This is a genomic window from Roseovarius sp. D0-M9 (genome assembly GCF_037083805.1).
Lineage (GTDB): Bacteria > Pseudomonadota > Alphaproteobacteria > Rhodobacterales > Rhodobacteraceae > Roseovarius.
In genome coordinates, this window is record NZ_JBAPKZ010000011.1 from 75,030 (window position 1) to 92,255 (window position 17,226).

Annotated in this window: 18 protein-coding genes and 1 tRNA gene; 5 read left to right on the forward strand and 14 right to left on the reverse strand. The window is 62.1% G+C overall.

Annotated features, from left to right (window positions below; translation table 11 throughout):
- Positions 1–134: 134 nt before the first annotated feature.
- The 11 genes from V8352_RS09410 to V8352_RS09460 all read right to left on the reverse strand — a co-directional run bounded on the left by V8352_RS09410 (position 135) and on the right by V8352_RS09460 (position 9,378).
- Positions 135–211, reverse strand: a tRNA-Arg gene (locus V8352_RS09410).
- Between the two features lie 165 nt (positions 212–376).
- Positions 377–1,597, reverse strand: a complete 1,221-nt coding sequence (locus V8352_RS09415; protein ID WP_336424029.1) for a cysteine desulfurase — start codon at positions 1,595–1,597, stop codon at positions 377–379.
- Entirely contained in the window at positions 1,597–2,196 is a 600-nt protein-coding gene (locus V8352_RS09420; protein WP_336424030.1) for a YIP1 family protein, read from the reverse strand. The genes V8352_RS09415 and V8352_RS09420 overlap by 1 nt, the downstream gene beginning before the upstream one ends.
- Entirely contained in the window at positions 2,193–2,678 is a 486-nt protein-coding gene (locus V8352_RS09425; protein ID WP_336424031.1) for a YIP1 family protein, read from the reverse strand. The genes V8352_RS09420 and V8352_RS09425 overlap by 4 nt, the downstream gene beginning before the upstream one ends.
- Positions 2,678–3,964 (reverse strand): SufB/SufD family protein, encoded by a 1,287-nt coding sequence (locus V8352_RS09430; protein WP_336424032.1) that lies wholly within the window; start codon positions 3,962–3,964, stop codon positions 2,678–2,680. The genes V8352_RS09425 and V8352_RS09430 overlap by 1 nt, the downstream gene beginning before the upstream one ends.
- Positions 3,964–4,719 carry a Fe-S cluster assembly ATPase SufC gene (sufC, locus tag V8352_RS09435; RefSeq protein ID WP_336424033.1) on the reverse strand — a complete coding sequence of 252 codons (756 nt, stop codon included), beginning with the start codon at positions 4,717–4,719 and terminating at the stop codon, positions 3,964–3,966. Before sufC ends, V8352_RS09430 begins: the two co-directional genes overlap by 1 nt.
- Positions 4,720–4,755: 36 nt before the next feature.
- A complete protein-coding gene (locus tag V8352_RS09440; protein WP_336424034.1) occupies positions 4,756–5,355 on the reverse strand; it encodes a hypothetical protein in 600 nt (199 codons plus the stop codon).
- Positions 5,352–6,149 (reverse strand): FkbM family methyltransferase, encoded by a 798-nt coding sequence (locus tag V8352_RS09445; RefSeq protein ID WP_336424035.1) that lies wholly within the window; start codon positions 6,147–6,149, stop codon positions 5,352–5,354. Before V8352_RS09445 ends, V8352_RS09440 begins: the two co-directional genes overlap by 4 nt.
- A gap of 48 nt (positions 6,150–6,197) precedes the next feature.
- Positions 6,198–7,748: a Fe-S cluster assembly protein SufB gene (gene sufB / locus V8352_RS09450; RefSeq protein ID WP_336424036.1), complete on the reverse strand. Its 1,551-nt coding sequence runs from the start codon at positions 7,746–7,748 to the stop codon at positions 6,198–6,200.
- Positions 7,749–7,772: 24 nt separating this feature from the next.
- The gene (locus V8352_RS09455; protein WP_336424037.1) at positions 7,773–8,825 is read right to left on the reverse strand and encodes a cysteine desulfurase family protein; all 1,053 of its coding nucleotides are present in this window, start codon (positions 8,823–8,825) and stop codon (positions 7,773–7,775) included.
- Positions 8,826–8,916: 91 nt separating this feature from the next.
- Positions 8,917–9,378, reverse strand: a complete 462-nt coding sequence (locus V8352_RS09460; RefSeq protein WP_336424038.1) for an Rrf2 family transcriptional regulator — start codon at positions 9,376–9,378, stop codon at positions 8,917–8,919.
- 199 nt (positions 9,379–9,577) lie between these two features.
- Between V8352_RS09460 and V8352_RS09465 the strand changes: the two genes are divergently transcribed.
- Positions 9,578–10,231, forward strand: a complete 654-nt coding sequence (locus V8352_RS09465) for an alpha/beta hydrolase (RefSeq protein WP_336424039.1) — start codon at positions 9,578–9,580, stop codon at positions 10,229–10,231.
- Positions 10,232–10,234: 3 nt separating this feature from the next.
- Positions 10,235–10,480, forward strand: coding sequence for a hypothetical protein (locus tag V8352_RS09470; RefSeq protein WP_336424040.1), 246 nt, complete (start codon positions 10,235–10,237; stop codon positions 10,478–10,480).
- 169 nt (positions 10,481–10,649) lie between these two features.
- Here the strand turns inward: V8352_RS09470 and mfd are convergent, their stop codons facing one another.
- On the reverse strand, positions 10,650–14,159 hold the full coding sequence (mfd, locus tag V8352_RS09475; protein WP_336424041.1) for a transcription-repair coupling factor: 3,510 nt from the start codon (positions 14,157–14,159) through the stop codon (positions 10,650–10,652).
- A 65-nt stretch (positions 14,160–14,224) separates the two neighbouring features.
- Positions 14,225–14,749 carry a component of SufBCD complex gene (locus V8352_RS09480; protein ID WP_336424042.1) on the reverse strand — a complete coding sequence of 175 codons (525 nt, stop codon included), beginning with the start codon at positions 14,747–14,749 and terminating at the stop codon, positions 14,225–14,227.
- A gap of 235 nt (positions 14,750–14,984) precedes the next feature.
- Between V8352_RS09480 and hemB the strand changes: the two genes are divergently transcribed.
- Positions 14,985–15,980, forward strand: a complete 996-nt coding sequence (hemB, locus tag V8352_RS09485) for a porphobilinogen synthase (protein WP_336424043.1) — start codon at positions 14,985–14,987, stop codon at positions 15,978–15,980.
- A 136-nt stretch (positions 15,981–16,116) separates the two neighbouring features.
- Entirely contained in the window at positions 16,117–16,680 is a 564-nt protein-coding gene (locus tag V8352_RS09490; protein ID WP_336424044.1) for a YSC84-related protein, read from the forward strand.
- Between the two features lie 44 nt (positions 16,681–16,724).
- On the opposite strand, the gene V8352_RS09495 is transcribed toward V8352_RS09490, so the two are convergent.
- Positions 16,725–16,994: an usg protein gene (locus V8352_RS09495; protein ID WP_336424045.1), complete on the reverse strand. Its 270-nt coding sequence runs from the start codon at positions 16,992–16,994 to the stop codon at positions 16,725–16,727.
- Positions 16,995–16,999: 5 nt separating this feature from the next.
- Between V8352_RS09495 and V8352_RS09500 the strand changes: the two genes are divergently transcribed.
- Positions 17,000–17,215, forward strand: a complete 216-nt coding sequence (locus V8352_RS09500) for a hypothetical protein (protein ID WP_336424046.1) — start codon at positions 17,000–17,002, stop codon at positions 17,213–17,215.
- Positions 17,216–17,226: the final 11 nt, after the last annotated feature.

Genomic DNA, 17,226 nt, shown 5'->3' on the forward strand with positions numbered 1-17,226 from the left:
GGGATCACCGGCGCAGTTGAGGTCTGGCGCAGGCGGAGGTCCGGCACGCGGCGGGCGAGCTGTTATCGCGCTGGGCCACATCCACGACCAAAGGCGCGATCAAACGCCAACCTTTAATTTTCATTCATGAATTTTGGTGGTCCCAGCTGGATTCGAACCAGCGACCTCTCGCTTCGGAGGCGAGCACTCTATCCAGCTGAGCTATGGGACCGCTCTGCCCGCTCATAACCCGCCCCAAAACCAGTGTCCAGAAAAGAAGTTTCGGGCCCGTTTCAGGGGTATTGGCGGCTAGCGAGGATGGATTATGGGACACTTTAGTCGGCGGGCACCCCTAATCCCGCCGCAACCGACATATCCCGCCCTTTCCTACGCGGTGTCAGGCAAAAAGATCGTGGCAAAGCTCCAGAGCATCGACCAGCGCGTCCACTTCGGCCTCGGTGTTATAAACCGCAAAAGACGCCCGGCAGGTCGCCGCAAGGCCCATGTGATCCATCAGGGGCGCCGCGCAATGCTGCCCCGCGCGCACGGCCACGCCCTTTTTGTCCAGAATGGTCGAGATGTCATGCGCATGGCCCGCACCGTCCATGGTAAAGCTGAAAATGGCCGCCTTGTCAGGGGCATGGCCCTGAACCTGCAACCAGTTCAGCCCGCCCAGACGCTCGGCCGTGTAGTCACGCAAGCGATCCTCATGGGCGGCAATATTCTCCATCCCGATGTCCATCATGTAATTCAACGCCACGCCAAGTCCGATCGTCTGCACGATGCCGGGTGTGCCCGCCTCGAACTTCATCGGGGCGTCGTTGTAGGTAACGCTATCCTTGGTGACTTCGCGGATCATGTCGCCGCCGCCCATGAAGGGCCGCATCTCGTCCATCCGATCGCGCCGCACAAAAATTGCGCCCGAGCCGGAGGGGCCATAGAGCTTGTGCCCCGTGATGGCGTAGAAATCACAGCCCAGATCATCCACATCGACGGGCATATGCACAGCCGCCTGACTGCCATCGACCAGCACGGCCACACCCTTGGCCCGCGCCGCGGTGCAAATCGCCTTTACATCAACTTTGGTTCCCAGGACATTGGAAAGATGCGATATTGCCACCAACTTGGTGCGCGGCCCGATGGCGTCGATCACCTTTTGCGGATCAAGCGCACCGTTCATGTCCGTATCGACCCATTTCAGCACGGCCCCCTGCCGCTCGCGCAGAAAGTGCCACGGAACAATGTTTGCGTGATGCTCCATCACGCTCAGCACGACCTCGTCGCCCGGTTCGAACCGCGGCATCGCCCAGCCATAGGCGACCATATTGATCCCCTCGGTCGTGCCGGAATTCAGCACGATCTGGCTTTCGTCTGCGACATTCAGAAAGCGGGCGATGATACCGCGCACGTTCTCATATTTCTCGGTTGCCAGATTGCTCAGATAGTGCAAGCCCCTGTGAACATTCGCATATTCATGGCTGTAGGCCGTGTTAACGGCGTCAATCACGGCCCGCGGCTTTTGCGCCGAGGCGCCATTATCAAGATAGACCAGCGGCTTGCCGTTCACCTCGCGCGACAGGATCGGAAAATCCTCGCGCAGCTTTTCGATATCGAGCATCACGCCCCTCCCATGACCAGCGGGCCAAACACGCTGAGGACGGTCGACAAAGCGACCAACATCCCCAGAAATCCAAGAATGATCACGCCTGCCGCCTTGAAAATATTGCCAAATTCATGCGCCCGGTCGACAAAGATGACCAGGATCACCATGCCCCAGACCGAGGCGACGACCACAAGGATAAGGCCCGCCAGCGGCAGGGCGACCATCAGCACGACCAGCACCAGTTGAACGATCAGCCGCAACATCTGCATCCATGCCACAAGGGCCAGTATGTGGCGCGTCTCGCCCTTGCCGCCCATCTTGCGCCCCACCCACGTCAGGGTCAGAACAGTCAGAATCAGCGCCCCCAACAGGAATGTCGTGAAGAGCAGTGGCGATTGCAGCGCTGCGGGCATCATCATTTCGGGCGCACCCTCCTGAGGGCCGTCACCTACCTGCATCACCAGCGAATAGACGATGCCATTCAGCACCCCCATCAACGCCAGTGCCATCCACAGCCAGTCGCGTGGCAGATCGAGCGCCAGAATGCGGTTCGCGGCCTCGCGCGGCGCGGTCAATGTCTGGCGAAATAGATCAATCGCAAACGCGGTATTCATGTCCGGCCCCATTCCGCCTCTTTCAGCCCCAGCCCCCAGAAGGCGGCAAAGGCGGTAAACCATATCAACCCCACCGCCGTCAGACCCGGCCCCGGACCGATAAATCCCGCGACGAGACCATGAAGCAAGACCAGCGGGCTTGTCGCGAGCAGCGCCCAGAAGAGCGCCATGCGCGCCCCAAATCCGGTGCCGCGCCCCCCGAACAGCCGCGCAATCCAATGGCTGATAAGCGCGATCGCGTAAAGGATAAGTGGCGCGATAAACGCCCAAGCCAAGAGCGCCCCGCCCAAAAGCGGATTAAGCTCCTGCTCGGTCAGATAGGCCTCGCGGGCAAGGCGCGGCCACTGCGCGATGAACATCACGATGCAGCCCGCCATCAGGATTGCCAGCGCGCGATCCTCGCGCTGGCCCATGTCAAGCAAGCGCCGCATCACGGCACGCGGGCCGCGATACGTCGCCGCTATGTCGCGCGTCACAGCCATCAGCCGCGCCGACGCTCCAGCCAGCCTTCCAGCAGTGCCTTGATCTCGTCCTGCAGATCGGTGTCTGCAATCTCGTCCACCGCCTCGGCGAGGAAGGCGAGCGTCAGAAGATCGGTTGCGATGCCCTTGGGCACGCCTCGCGCGCGCAGATAATACATCGCATCCTCGTCGATCGCCCCCGAGGTCGAGCCATGCGAGCAGATGACATCATCGGCATAGATCTCAAGCTCGGGCTTGGCGAGGAACTGGCTGTCCTCGTCCAGCAAAAGAGACTGGCTGATCTGATAGCCATCGGTCTTCTGCGCGCCGGCCTTGACCAGGATCTTGCCCTGAAAGACGCCCGTCGCCCCGTTGCGCAGCACCTTCTTGTAGACTTGGCGGCTTTCGCAGCGCAGCGCGTCATGGGTCACGAAAACGGTATCGTCGTCATGAAAATCGCCATCTCCCATCGAGGCGCCAGCGACATGCGCGGATGCGTCATCGCCCAAAAGCTCGATGATGCATTCATTCCGCGTCAACGCACCGTTGGCGGTCATGGTGAACGACTTGAACGCGCTCTCGGTGCCGAGACGGGCAAAGATATGTGTCGCCGCGCGGCGCTGATGGTCGCGGCCTTGGGTGCGCACATGATGGAAAGCGGCGCCATCGCACACCTCAACCTCGAGCACGTCGTTAAAGCGCGCAGCGGCAGGCCCATTTTCGAGCAGTGTCAACTCGGCGCCTGCATCCAGCTTGATAACATGGTGGAGCATCACATCCGAAGTGTCTGATTCGTGACGATAAATCAGGTTTATGGGCTTGGACGCCTTTCCAGTGACATGGATCAGCACGCCGTCCGTTGCAGCAGCACTGTTCAGCGCCGCCAGAGGACGCTCGACCGGCGATTGCCCGCGTGTTTCAAGCACGCCGTAGAGATCGCGCGCCCAGTGGATATCCGCGCTCGATGCCTCTGCCAGACGCTCGATCTTGACGCCCTCGGCAGCCAGATCGCTGCTCTCCTGCGGATCAAAAACACCATCGACAAATACGATCTTGACCCGGTCGACATCGCCGAAAATCTCTTGCTCATCGGCGTGAAACGCCTCGGCGCGGGGCGCTTCGACGTCGGTCAGCGTATCGGGACGGGTGAATTTCCAATACTCGTCACGGCGCTGGGGCAGGCCCATCGTCTGCACGCGGGCCAACGCATCCTTGCGCGCCGCCGAAATCCAGCCGCCCCCACCGGGCAGCGTCAGCGCGGCAAGCCGCGCATCGGTCACGGTCTGTTTGGGGTTTGACAGCGCCATTACGCCACCTCCGCCAGGATATCCGTATAGCCGTTCTTCTCGACTTCCATGGCCAACTCCGGGCCGCCCGTCTTGATGATGCGGCCATCTGACATGATGTGCACCACGTCCGGCGTGATGTGATCCAGCAGGCGCTGATAGTGTGTGATTACAAGAAAGCCGCGCCCTTCGCTGCGCAATGCGTTGACGCCTTGCGCGACCAGTTTCATCGCATCGACGTCAAGACCCGAGTCGGTCTCGTCAAGGATGCACATCTTGGGCTCAAGTAGAGCCATCTGAAGGATTTCATTGCGCTTTTTCTCACCGCCGGAAAAGCCGACATTGACCGGGCGCTTGAGCATATCAGCGTCGATCTGAAGCTCCTTTGCCTTGGCTCGGATCAATTTGAGGAACTCTGCGGCGCTCATCTCCTCTTCGCCGCGCGCCTTGCGCTGCGAATTGAGGGCGGTGCGCATGAACGTCATGTTGCCCACGCCGGGAATTTCGACCGGGTATTGAAAGGCAAGGAACAGACCGGCCGCCGCGCGCTCTTCGGTCTCCATCGCCAGAATATCCTGACCTTCCAGCGTTGCGGTGCCCTCGGTCACCTTATAGCCATCGCGACCCGACAGAACGTAGCTGAGCGTCGATTTGCCCGACCCGTTCGGCCCCATGATCGCATGAACCTTGCCCGCCTCGACGGTCAGATCGACGCCTTTGAGGATTGTCTTTTCCTCTTCTTCAAGGTCGACACGCAGGTTTTTGATCTCAAGCATTTTTTGTCCTTTCAACTCTATCCTTGATGGGTCCCGTCAGGGCCGCATCATCATCTTTATAATCGGCAGCAGGCGATCAGCCGGAACTGCCATCGGGGCGACCTCGAACTCGGCCATGCGGCCGATCATGTGAGGGCTGCCCAGAAACTCTTCGATCGCGTGGTATCCCGTGCGCCGCTGGTAGTCATCAACCAGCATCACGACAGGCCTTGCGGTGCAAAACGCCGTTGCCATGGCGCAGCCCGAACGAAACCGGCCATCCACAAGCACCACATCAGGCTGCACGAAGTCCTGCTGTTGCCAGATCGCCAGCGGGTAGTCGGGATAGCGGCGCCACGCCCCATCGCCGATCGGACGGCCCCACTCGCCCGTCTTGCCGACATTGGACCAGATCACATCGACTTTCGTGCCACTGCTCGGCGGGTTTTCCGACAGCCAGATTTGCATCATGTCGGCCCAGTTCTTGTCACTCTCCACCGAAAACACACGCTTGTCCCGCATTTCGGACGCCAGCACGGTCGAGCCGCCGCTGCCATACTCCAAGATCACATCCGCCGCATCATACGCCGCACGTACACGCGCGCCCTCGGCCTCGGGAAGGGTCAACTCCGGGCGCTGAACACGGGTCTGGGTCATTGCGGCCCTCCCGCCGCCACCGCGTCCGGTGTCAGCACGTAGTTGCAGTTCTTGCGGCTGTGCCGAACCGTCTGGGCAATGGAGTAGCCCTGCGCCAAGCGCCACGCCTCAAAGGCATTCGCGTTCTCTTCATCGACCTCGATCAGTATCACCGGACGATGCTGTGCAATGGTTTGTCCCAGCCCGGAAAGAACTTTCATTTCCATGCCTTCCACGTCGATCTTGATGAGGTCCGGCGTCTCTCCCTCGAGCAGATCGTCGCCGGCATGGACCTCAAGATCACCCTTGCCCTCAAACATTCTGGTCGCGCCCAGATTGCGGTCGTGCCGCTTCATGCCGTAGCCACTGGCCGAGCGATCAGACAGGCCAACGCCCAGAAGGCCCATGTCGATCACGCCCTCCAACCGGTTCACCAGCACATTTGCCATCAGCGGCGCCATGGCCAGCGGATTGGGCTCGATCACCACGACACGCTCGGCCTTCATCCGGGTCGCAAAGAACAGCGCATGATTTCCAACATTAGCCCCGATATCAATGATATGCGCGCCACTCCTCACGTAATACGCCAACGCTGACAGTTCTTCGCTCTCGAAAAACTCAGCCCTGCGCCACGCGTTCTGAATCGGATCGCGCGCCATGTTCAGGCACAGACTCAGACCCATCTTGGCGACATGCAGCACTTCGAAGGGCGGGAAGGCGACCGGCAGGCCGGACGCCATCGCATCGCGCGCGGCCGCGACGTCGAAGTAGGACGCATCCGTCAACTCGGGCAAGGGCAGCACGACATCTGTCATCGTGCTGCCCCGCCCGTGCGTTTTATGACCGGCCCAGAGCGCAAAGGTCTACCCGACCGAACCTTCGAGCGAGATCGCAACCAGCTGCTGCGCTTCCATGGCGAACTCCATCGGCAACGCCTGAAGCACATCGCGGCAAAAGCCGTTGACGACCAGCGCAACGGCCTCTTCCTCGTCCATGCCGCGCTGGCGGCAATAGAACATCTGGTCGTCATCCACCTTGGATGTCGTCGCCTCATGCTCGACGCGCGAGGAATTATTCTTGACCTCGATGTAAGGCACCGTGTGGGCGCCGCATTTATCGCCGATCAGCAGGCTATCGCACTGGGTATAATTACGCGATTCCTTGGCTTTGGGGTGCATGCTTACCAGACCGCGATAGGTGTTTTGCGCACGCCCCGCACTGATCCCCTTGGACACGATGCGCGACTTGGTGCGCTTGCCCAGATGGATCATCTTGGTGCCGGTGTCGGCCTGCTGCATGTTGTTTGCGATGGCGATCGAATAGAACTCGCCTTGGCTGTCGTCGCCGCGCAGGATGCAGCTGGGATACTTCCACGTCACGGCGCTGCCGGTCTCGACTTGCGTCCACATCACCTTGGCACGGTCGCCGCGGCAATCGGCACGCTTGGTAACAAAGTTGTAGATGCCGCCCTTGCCGTTTTCATCGCCCGGATACCAGTTCTGAACAGTCGAGTATTTCACCTCGGCATCTTCCTCGACAATGATCTCGACGACAGCCGCGTGCAGCTGGCTTTCGTCGCGCTGGGGCGCGGTGCAGCCCTCAAGGTAGCTGACATAACTGCCCTTGTCGGCGATGATCAGCGTGCGCTCGAACTGGCCGGTGTTCTCGGCATTGATGCGGAAATAAGTGCTCAGCTCCATCGGGCAGCGCACGCCGGGCGGCACATAGACGAACGAGCCGTCCGAGAAGACCGCCGAATTGAGCGTTGCATAGAAATTGTCATTCACCGGCACGACCGAGCCGAGGTATTTCTTGACCAGTTCGGGGTGCTCGCGAATGGCCTCGGAGATCGAACAGAAGATCACACCAGCCTCGCGCAGCTCCTTCTGGAATGTCGTGCCGACCGAGACACTGTCAAACACCGCGTCCACAGCCACCTTGCGGGCCTCGGCAGGCATTTCGCCCGCGCCCTCGACACCGGCCAGAACAGCCTGCTCCTTCAGCGGGATACCCAGCTTGCTGTAGGTTGCAAGCAACTTGGGATCGACTTCGTCCAGCGACTTCGGCTTGACCATCATCGACTTGGGACGCGCGTAATAATACTGGTTCTGAAAGTCGATCTCGGGATAATCGACCATCGCCCAGGTCGGCTCCTTCTTGGTCAGCCATGTCTCATAGGCGCCCAGACGCCAGTCGGTCATCCAGCTGGGCTCCTCGTTCTTCTCCGAGATCAGCTTCACGATATCGGGTGTCAGGCCCTTCGGCGCGTATTCCATCTCGATATCGGTCGACCAGCCATGCTTGTAGGCACCGCCGACTTCGCGGACACGGTCCACCGTCTCCTGATCTACGCCCTCCTTGGCCACGTCCTTGTGGGCCGCGGTCGCCTTCGGTGCATCATCAAGTACTGTCATGTCATCGTCTCCCCGTCTCAAAATTCAAAGCGCACCCGTCCGGGCGCGATGTTTGTCCAGATGCGCAAGCCAGACCTCGGCAAAACGCGCAACCTCTTCTTCCGTCGTCTGCGGCCCAAGTGACACGCGAATGGCGCATGCCGCCTCATCCTCGCCATGACCCATCGCCCGAAGCACGGCGCTTGCCCTGACCTTCCCGCTCGAACAGGCCGATCCCGCCGATACGGCAAACCCCGCAAGGTCCATCGCCATCACTTGCGTCTCGCCCTTCCAGCCCGGCGTCAGCATGCATGAGGTGTTGGGCAGGCGCGCAGAGCCTTTCCCGACAAAAATAGTCTTATTCCCAGCGGCTGCAATGGTCTTTTCTAGAATGTTTCTAAGTTTCTCGACACGCGCCATCGCGCCGTCCGCCAAATCACGTGCCGCCGCCTCGGCTGCCGCGCCGAATCCGGCGATGCCAATGATGTTTTCCGTGCCCGAGCGGCGCCCCATTTCCTGCCCGCCGCCCTTGATCTGCGCGGGCACATCCGTGCCGCGCCGCACCACCAGCGCGCCGATGCCTTTCGGCCCGCCCAGCTTGTGCGCCGAGATCAGCGCCATTTGCGCCCCGCTCCAGTTGAAGGCAAGCGGCAGCTTTCCAAAGGCCTGGGTCATGTCACTGACGGCCAGCCCATCCGGCAGCGATTGAACGATGCCGGTCTCGGAATTGGCCAACTGCACCGCGCTCTGCGCCGGATCGGGCGCATGCACCATACCCTCGCGCGACACTTCCAAAGCGCCATCCGTCCAGGCGGCCACGGCCTCATGCTCCACCGCCGCGCCGCTGAGCGCGCGCCCCGCGCAGGCCAGCGCCGCGGCCTCCGTTGCGCCGGACGTAAAGATCACATCGGCCCCATCCGCGCCCATGGCGGCTGCCACCTGTGCCCGCGCGCGCTCGACAAGCCCCTTGGCCGCGCGACCTTCGGAATGCACACTGGATGGATTGCCCATCACATCCATCGCGGCAATCATCGCCTCCCGCGCCTCAGCTCGCAGCGGTGCGGTCGCATTGTAATCGAGATAAACCCGCCGCTTCATTGCGCCCTGCTTTCATTGTTCCAAAAATACTCGCGCCGCAGGCGTCCGAACGGCAGCCACCAGACCGCGGCCCCGTCTTTGAGGCGCGCCCTCATTCCTCGTCCACGACGGCAAATAGCGACGGCACGGCCGGACAGGGCGCAAGGGTGTTGCTGACCACATCGCTCAGCCGCGTCTGGTGCAGATAGACGTAAACCTGCGCGCTGAGCCCCTCCCAGAGCCGGTTGGTCATCGACTGCGCGCGACTGCCCGAGGCGCCGCCAGAGGCGCCTGCCCCCTTGTGCATCGCATCCACCGTCTCATCCACGGCCGCCAGAATCTCGGACACGCGGATCTCTGAGGTGGGCCGCGCGAGGCGATAGCCGCCGCCCGGACCACGGACGGACGTCACCAGATCCGCGCGCCGCAGCTTGACGAAAAGCTGCTCGAGATAAGGCAGCGATATGCTCTGGCGGCGAGACACCTCGCCCAAAGTGACCAGCGTGCCCTCCGGCTGAAGCGCGATATCCGACAGCGCGACCATCGCGTAGCGCCCCTTGGTGCTCAGTTTCATGACGCTCCCTCCTCCGGGTGGCCTTCGAAGACATTGACCTTGAACGCGCCTGCGCTTATCACGCGCCAAGCCCGTCCGGTCGTCCGGCGATGCGCATCCCTGCGACTGGCCGATACTTTAGAATGGTTCTAAGGCGCGCAGGCACTCCCGTCAACGGAGATTGCCACGCCCCCGCGATCCGCGCAGCAAGGAACGCTGAATGCCCGAGGTTATCTTTCCCGGCCCCGAAGGCCGTCTCGAAGGCCGCTATCACCCGCAAAAGGAAAAGGACGCACCGATCGCCATCGTGCTGCATCCGCATCCGCAATTTGGCGGGACGATGAACAACAAGGTTGTCTACAACCTGCACTACGCCTTCTACCGGATGGGCTTTACCGTCCTGCGCTTCAACTTTCGCGGTGTCGGGCGTTCTCAGGGCGAATACGACCAGGGCGTGGGCGAGCTGAGCGATGCTGCCTCGGCGCTTGATTACCTGCAAAGCATGAACGCCAATTCCAAGCATTGCTGGGTCGCGGGCTTCTCATTCGGCGCATGGATCGGGATGCAGCTCCTGATGCGCCGCCCTGAAATCACCGGCTTCATCAGCGTATCGCCCCCGGCGAACATGTATGATTTTTCCTTCCTCGCACCCTGCCCCTCTTCGGGCCTCATCATCAACGGCGCGGCAGACCGCGTGGCGCCCCCTGCCGACACGGTCGCCCTCGTGAACAAGCTGCACGACCAGCAGGGCATCACCGTCCAGCACGACGAGGTCGAGGGTGCCGGACATTTCTTTGAGGATCCGCATATGGATCCGATGATCGAAACGGTCACCGCCTACGTCAAGCGCCGTCTGACCGAAGGCACGCGCTAGGCCATGGGCGTCGCCGAGGATCTGGCCGACCAGTTGGCCATCGATGCGCTGAAGGCCGAAGAGATCACCGGCGACGACCGCATCGTCGACGAGCTTGCGGCCATGATGGGCGCGACCTCGCAAACGGCCGAAGAAGCCTTCCTGACCGCCGTGCGCGTGCGCCGCGCCAATGCCAAGGCGCGCAAGATGCTGACCGAGCGACTGCGCGCCTTCAAGGCAGCCCAGGAGGGTCAGACGCAATCCGAATGAGCGCCTGCGGCGTGCTGGTTTTTTTTGATTGGCGCACTCTGCACGGGATTTGCGTTGGCCGATGGCCTCTGAGAGCTGCACCGCCGGAGCCTCCGGCGGGGATACTTGAGGCAAGAAGAAACACTGCCGATGGAAAGTGAGGCAGGGCCGGTCTGATCCGGCCTATTTTCTATTTGGCGGCCTTGGTTTTGTTCACGGTTTTGTTCACGGCCTTTTGCGCGAGGTCGCGGGCGATGGCGAAAGCGCCCTTGATCTTGTCGCTGTCCTTGGCCCAATCGCGGCGCACGATGATCTTGTTATCCTTGATCTTGGCCAACCCGTTCTGATCCTTGATGAATTCGACCAGCCCTTCGGGTGAGACGAATTTGTCGTTGTGGAACTGGATCGTCGCCCCCTTGGGGCCGCCGTCCAGCTTGGCAATGCCAGCCTTGCGACACATGCCCTTGATGCGCACGACGAGGATGAGCGTGTTGACCTCTTTGGGGAGCGGCCCGAAGCGGTCGATCAACTCGGCGGCGAAACCTTCCAGCTCGACCTTGGTGTCGAGGCTGCTGAGGCGGCGATAGAGACCAAGACGCACGTCGAGATCGGGGACATACGTCTCGGGGATGAGAACCGGCACGCCCAGATTGATCTGCGGCGCCCATTGGCCGTCATCGGAAAGCACGCCATCGGTATCGCCCGCCTTGATCTTGGCCACCGCTTCTTCCAGCATGGATTGGTAGAGTTCATAGCCGACATCGCGCATCTGGCCCGATTGCTCTTCGCCCAGAAGGTTGCCGGCGCCGCGGATATCGAGATCCTGCGAGGCCAGTGTGAAGCCTGCGCCGAGCGTGTCGAGACTGCCCAGAACGCGCAGACGCTTTTCTGCAGCGGGGGTCAGTTTCAGGCGCGGCTTGGTCGTGAGGTAGGCGTAGGCCCGCGTCTTGGAGCGCCCGACCCGGCCGCGGATCTGGTAGAGTTGGCTGAGGCCGAACATATCGGCCCGGTGAATGATCATCGTGTTGGCCGTCGGAATATCGAGGCCCGATTCGACGATGGTCGTCGCGAGCAGCACGTCATACTTTCCGTCGTAGAAGGCGTTCATGCGCGTATCGAGCTCGCCCGCCGCCATCTGGCCATGGGCGACGACATAGCTGACCTCTGGCACCTCATTGTCCAGAAATGCCTCGATTTCCGAGACATCCGAGATACGCGGCACGACGAAGAAGCTTTGACCACCGCGATAATGCTCGCGCAAGAGGGCCTCGCGGATGGTGACGGTGTCAAACTCGCTGACGTAGGTGCGAATCGACAGCCGATCCACCGGAGGCGTACCGATGATACTGAGGTCGCGCACACCCGAAAGGCTGAGCTGCAGCGTGCGCGGGATCGGCGTGGCCGTGAGGGTCAATACATGCACGTCGCTGCGCAGCGCCTTGAGACGTTCCTTGTGCGCGACGCCGAAGCGCTGCTCTTCGTCGATGATGAGCAGGCCCAGATTCTGAAAGCGCACGCCTTTGGCCAAAAGCGCATGGGTGCCGACGACGATGTCGACCTGCCCCTTGCCCAGCCCGTCCCTCGTCGCTGCCGCATCCTTGGCGCTGACAAATCGCGACAGGGGGCGCACGTTGATGGGAAAGCCGCGGAAGCGCTCGGCAAAGCTCTGGTAGTGCTGGCGGGCAAGCAGGGTCGTCGGCGCGATCACGGCCACCTGCATGCCCGACATCGCGGCGGCAAAGGCGGCACGCATGGCCACCTCGGTTTTGCCAAAGCCGACATCGCCGCAGATGAGGCGGTCCATCGGGGTGCCCGCCTGAAGATCGACCATAACGTCCTCGATCGCGCGCAGCTGATCGTCCGTTTCCTCGTATGGGAAGCGGGCCGAGAATTCCTCCCACGCGTGGTGCTCGGGCTCGAGCACGGGGGCCTTGCGCAGCGCACGCTCGGCCGCGATGCGGATCAGGCGGTCCGCCATCTCGCGGATGCGTTCCTTGAGCTTGGCCTTCTTGGCCTGCCACGCCCCGCCGCCCAGCTTGTCCAGCAGCCCCTCTTCGTGGCCATAGCGGCTGAGCAGTTCGACATTCTCGACCGGCAGGTAGAGCTTGGACGCCTCGGCATATTCCAGCACGATACATTCATGCGCCGCGCCAAGCGCGCTGACGACCTCGAGGCCCAGATACCGACCGATGCCGAAATCGACATGGACGATCAGATCGCCGGGGGTCAGGCTGTTGGCCTCGCTCAGAAAATTCTCGGCGCGGCGGCGGCGTTTGGGGGCGCGGATCAGGCGGTCGCCAAGAATGTCCTGCTCGGCGATGACCGTTAGGTGGGATGTGCCCACAGGCCCCTCGAAGCCTGCATCAAGGCCCCAGACGGCCAGATGAAGTCCCGTTTTTCCAATCCGCTCGGCCGAAGTGACGGTGACGGGGCCAATCAGCCCCTCATCTTCCAACAGGCCCTCCATCCGCTCGCGCGCGCCCTCGGAGTAGCTGGCCAGCAGGACGGGGCCTTTGGTCATCCTCGCGTCAATATGATCCTTCAAGGCACCGAAAAGGCTTATTTTCTCCTGTTGGCGTTCGGGAGCAAAATTTCGTCCGATGCGCCCGCCTGCATCCGTCACGCCCGCGCCCGTGGCCTGCGGCAGCGCCCGCAGTTGCACGGCGCGGTGCGGCGCGATCGCCTCATCCCATGCTGCATCGTCTAGGTATAGAAGGCCCGGCTGCACCGGCTTGTAGACGCTGTCGCCGCGCCCCTTTGCGGTCATGGCGTGGCGGCGCGCCTCGTATTGGTCGACGATGCTGTCCCAGCGCGCGGCCCGCGCCGGCGTGATGCCATCATCCATGAGGACAGGCGCGTCCGGCAGATAGTCGAACACCGTTTCCAGCGTCTCGTGAAAGAAGGGCAGCCAATGCTCGGCTCCCTGTGCCTTGCGCCCGGCGCTGATCGCCTCGTAAAGCGGATCGTCCGTGCCCGCCGAGCCAAATTCGATCCGGTAATTCTGGCGAAAGCGCATGACCGCCGCCTCGTCGAGGATCACTTCCGAGACGGGCGCCAGCTCGATCATCTCCAGCTTTTCCGTGGTGCGCTGGGTGACCGGATCGAAATGACGCGCGCCATCCAGAACATCGCCAAAGAGATCGAGGCGCACGGGGCCGCCATCCTCGGTGCTGCCGGTGTTCGAGCTGCGCGGGGGGTAGATGTCGATGATGCCGCCCCGCACGGCGTAATCGCCCGGCTCGGTCACGGTCGGGGTCTGGCTGAATCCCATGCGCACCAGAAAGGCGCGCAGCGCTGCCTCGTCGATGCGCTGGCCGACCTTTGCAGTAAATGCCGACCCCGCCAGCACCTTGCGCGCCGGGATGCGCTGCATTGCCGCGCTCAGCGTGGTGAGCAGGATAAATTGCGACGGCATCCCGTGCGCCAGCCCCGCCAGCGTCGCCATGCGCGCGGCCGAGATGTCGGGATTGGGCGACACGCGATCGAAGGGCAGACAATCCCACGCCGGAAACTGAACGACTGGCATACCGGGTGCGAAGAACGCCAGCGAGGAGGACATGGCCGCCATCCGCTTGTCGTCGCGGGCAATGTGGATCACCGGGCCGGAGGCGCGCTGAACCTCGTCCAGCACGAGACGCGCATCAAAGCCTTCAGGCGCGCCTGCGACGGTGATCGTTTTGGATTGAATTTGAATGGTCATATCATCATTGCTGCCTGTAGTGCGGGGCACCTGCCCCGGCCTCGCGCGCCGCGCCCCTCATGCCATCAGCCAAGGATCGACGATGTCATGTTCTGATACATGCCCCAGATGGCGGTGCAAAAGATCGAGATCATACCGATCACCTGAACCAGCAACCGGTGACGATTGAACTTGGAGATCAGCGCATCGCCGGTCAGCCCCTGCGCGTCGATCTGAGTGGCAGTGCGCACTGAAAGGATCCAGACCAGCGACATGGGCATCAGCATCAGGAAGACCGCCTGCGCAAATTCACGTCCATAGACCCAGCCTAGGAGCAGCGCACCCGTCAGCAGGAAGAAGATCAGCCCCGTCGACAGCAGGCCCGACTCGCGCACGATGTAGAGGATACGGCGGCTGTTGATCGAGGCCAGATGATTCATGTCGTCGATCGCCTGCGGATGGCCCTTGCGCGCCCGCGTGATCATGTCCCACGGCACGCCCAGCAGATAATGGCTGGCAGATGACCACAAGACCGCCAGCGCGATCCAGAACCAAAGGTTGCTGAAACTGCGCATGTCGATCAATTCGAAAACGGTTGAATACCAGTCCACGCCTGCTCCGTCTTGCCAAGTTCGGCCCCTCTTAATGGGTTTGGCCACAAACCGGAAGCGCCCGTTTTCTACCGCGTCAAAGCGCCCCCACGGGGGCAGCGCGGCGGCTTTGAGGCGGTATGCCCGACCCCGACCTGCCGTCTTGAGGTCTTGAGGTCTTGAGGTCTTGAGGTCTTGAGATGGCGCGTCATACGTGCAACCTACCACGCAACATATTCCGAGCCAGGTCATGCCCATGCAGCCCATCCAAGCCCCGTTTCCCGCCGCCCGCGCGCGCCGTATGCGCCGCACGCCCGGCCTGCGCGCGCTGAGCGCCGAAAATTCGCTGTCGGTGGGTGACCTGATCTGGCCGATCTTCGTCCGCGATGGCGAGAACGTCGAAGAGCCGGTCGCCTCGATGCCCGGGGTCAATCGTCTCAGCGTCGACCGCGTCGTGCTGGCCGCGCGCGAGGCTGCGGATCTCGGCATCCCAGCGATCTGCCTTTTTCCCTATACAGGCCCCGAGAAGCGCACCGAAGACTGCGCCGAGGCATGGAACCCCGACAATCTGAGCAACCGCGCCACACGCGCCATCAAGGCGGAGGTCCCCGAGATCGCCGTGATGACCGATGTCGCGCTCGACCCCTATTCCGACAGCGGGCACGACGGCTTCGTGCGCGGCGGAATCATCGTCAACGACGAGACGGTCGAGGCACTGGTGAAACAGGCGCTTGCGCAGGCCGAGGCAGGCGTCGATATCATCGGCCCCTCGGACATGATGGACGGGCGCATCGGCGCGATCCGCAGCGCGCTTGAGGCGGCGGGACATAGCGACGTGATCCTGCTGAGCTATGCCGCGAAATTCGCCAGCGCCTTTTACGGGCCGTTCCGCGATGCGGTGGGCGCGTCGGGCGCGCTCAAGGGCGACAAGCGGACCTACCAGATCGATCCTGCCAATGCGGACGAGGCGATGCGCATGATTGCCCGCGATCTGACCGAGGGCGCCGATGCCATCATGGTCAAGCCGGGCATGCCCTATCTGGATATCTGTCGCCGGGCCAAGGACACCTTCGGCGCGCCGACCTACGCCTATCAGGTCAGCGGCGAATACGCGATGATCGCAGCCGCAGCGCAGAACGGCTGGATCGACGGGGAGCGCGCCATGACCGAGAGTCTGATGGCCTTCAAACGGTCCGGTTGCGATGGCATCTTGACATACTTCGCGCCCACCATGGCGCGCCTGCTGCGCTAGGCGGCGCCTTGCCCCGCGCGATAATTTGCCCATCTTGCGCGCGCGCGCGTGACAATGCGCGGCGCTCCGCCTATAGTTTTGCCAGATCGGCCATCAAAAGGCCGGCGACATTCAGGCAACGGACAGGCATAAATCCATGAGCATTCTCACCAGACGCGGCTTCACCCTGGGCGCGCTCGGCAGCGCCGGGCTTATGACAGCTGCCTGTGGCAACGGCATCGGCAGCCGCGGGCCTCAGGAAATCGATGCGCGCGTTGATACCACCGTGCGCTATCTCTACGACAGCTACCCCGGCACGCAGACGCTCTCCGAAAAAGCGGCCGGCATGCTGGTTATGCCGCTCATCACCGAGGCCAGCCTCGGATTTGGCGGTGGCTATGGGCGCGGGGCATTGCAGATCGACGGTCAGACCGTCGATTACTATTCGGCCACCAAGGGCAGTGTCGGCCTACAGATCGGCGCGCAGCAGTTTGCCCATGTGCTGTTCTTCATGACCGGCGCGGCGCTTGCCAGCTTCCGGCGCTCTTCGGGCTGGGCCGCAGGCGCGGATATCGAATACGTCTTCAAGGACACCGCCGAGAACCTGCGGGCCGAGACGACCACATCGATCTCGCCGGTGATCGCCGTGGTCTTTGGTCAGGCGGGCCTGATGGCGGGCGCCTCGCTGGAAGGCATGAAATACACGCGCATCATTCCATGAATGCCGCGCGCCGGGGGCGCAGACCTCCCCCGGCGCGCACCGCATCAATGCAGGGTGAATTCACCCGTAACGTTGCGCCATTCACCCGGCGAGATCATCTTGCGGTGGGTGAAACGCACCGAATGCAGCGGGCCGTCAATCTCGCGCTGCCAGAATTCGACGAACTGAAACAGACGCGGATGATCGGGGGCGATATCGTAATCCTGCCAGACGTAACTGTTCAAAACGTGGACATAATCGGGAAACCCGTAAAAGAATTCTGCGGTGGTAAGCCCATACCCTTTCAGCATCATTTCCGTCTCGGTCATCGGCATTTTCCATGCTCCTTGCTTGGCTGGAGCGCCGCGCCTTCGACTTGAAACATCAGGAATGGCTTGGCGCGCGCATCGTTCGTCGTTTGCACTGCGCTCCGCCGAAATCCGCGATCAGGCTCTTCGGCGAAACGCCTTGCTGGAATCATCATGCCTCAGGAAAATTACTTTTCAACAAAAACAAGTTGTTAGCAGGCCCGCCGCATGGCTGCCAAATGCCGTGACCATGCGCCAT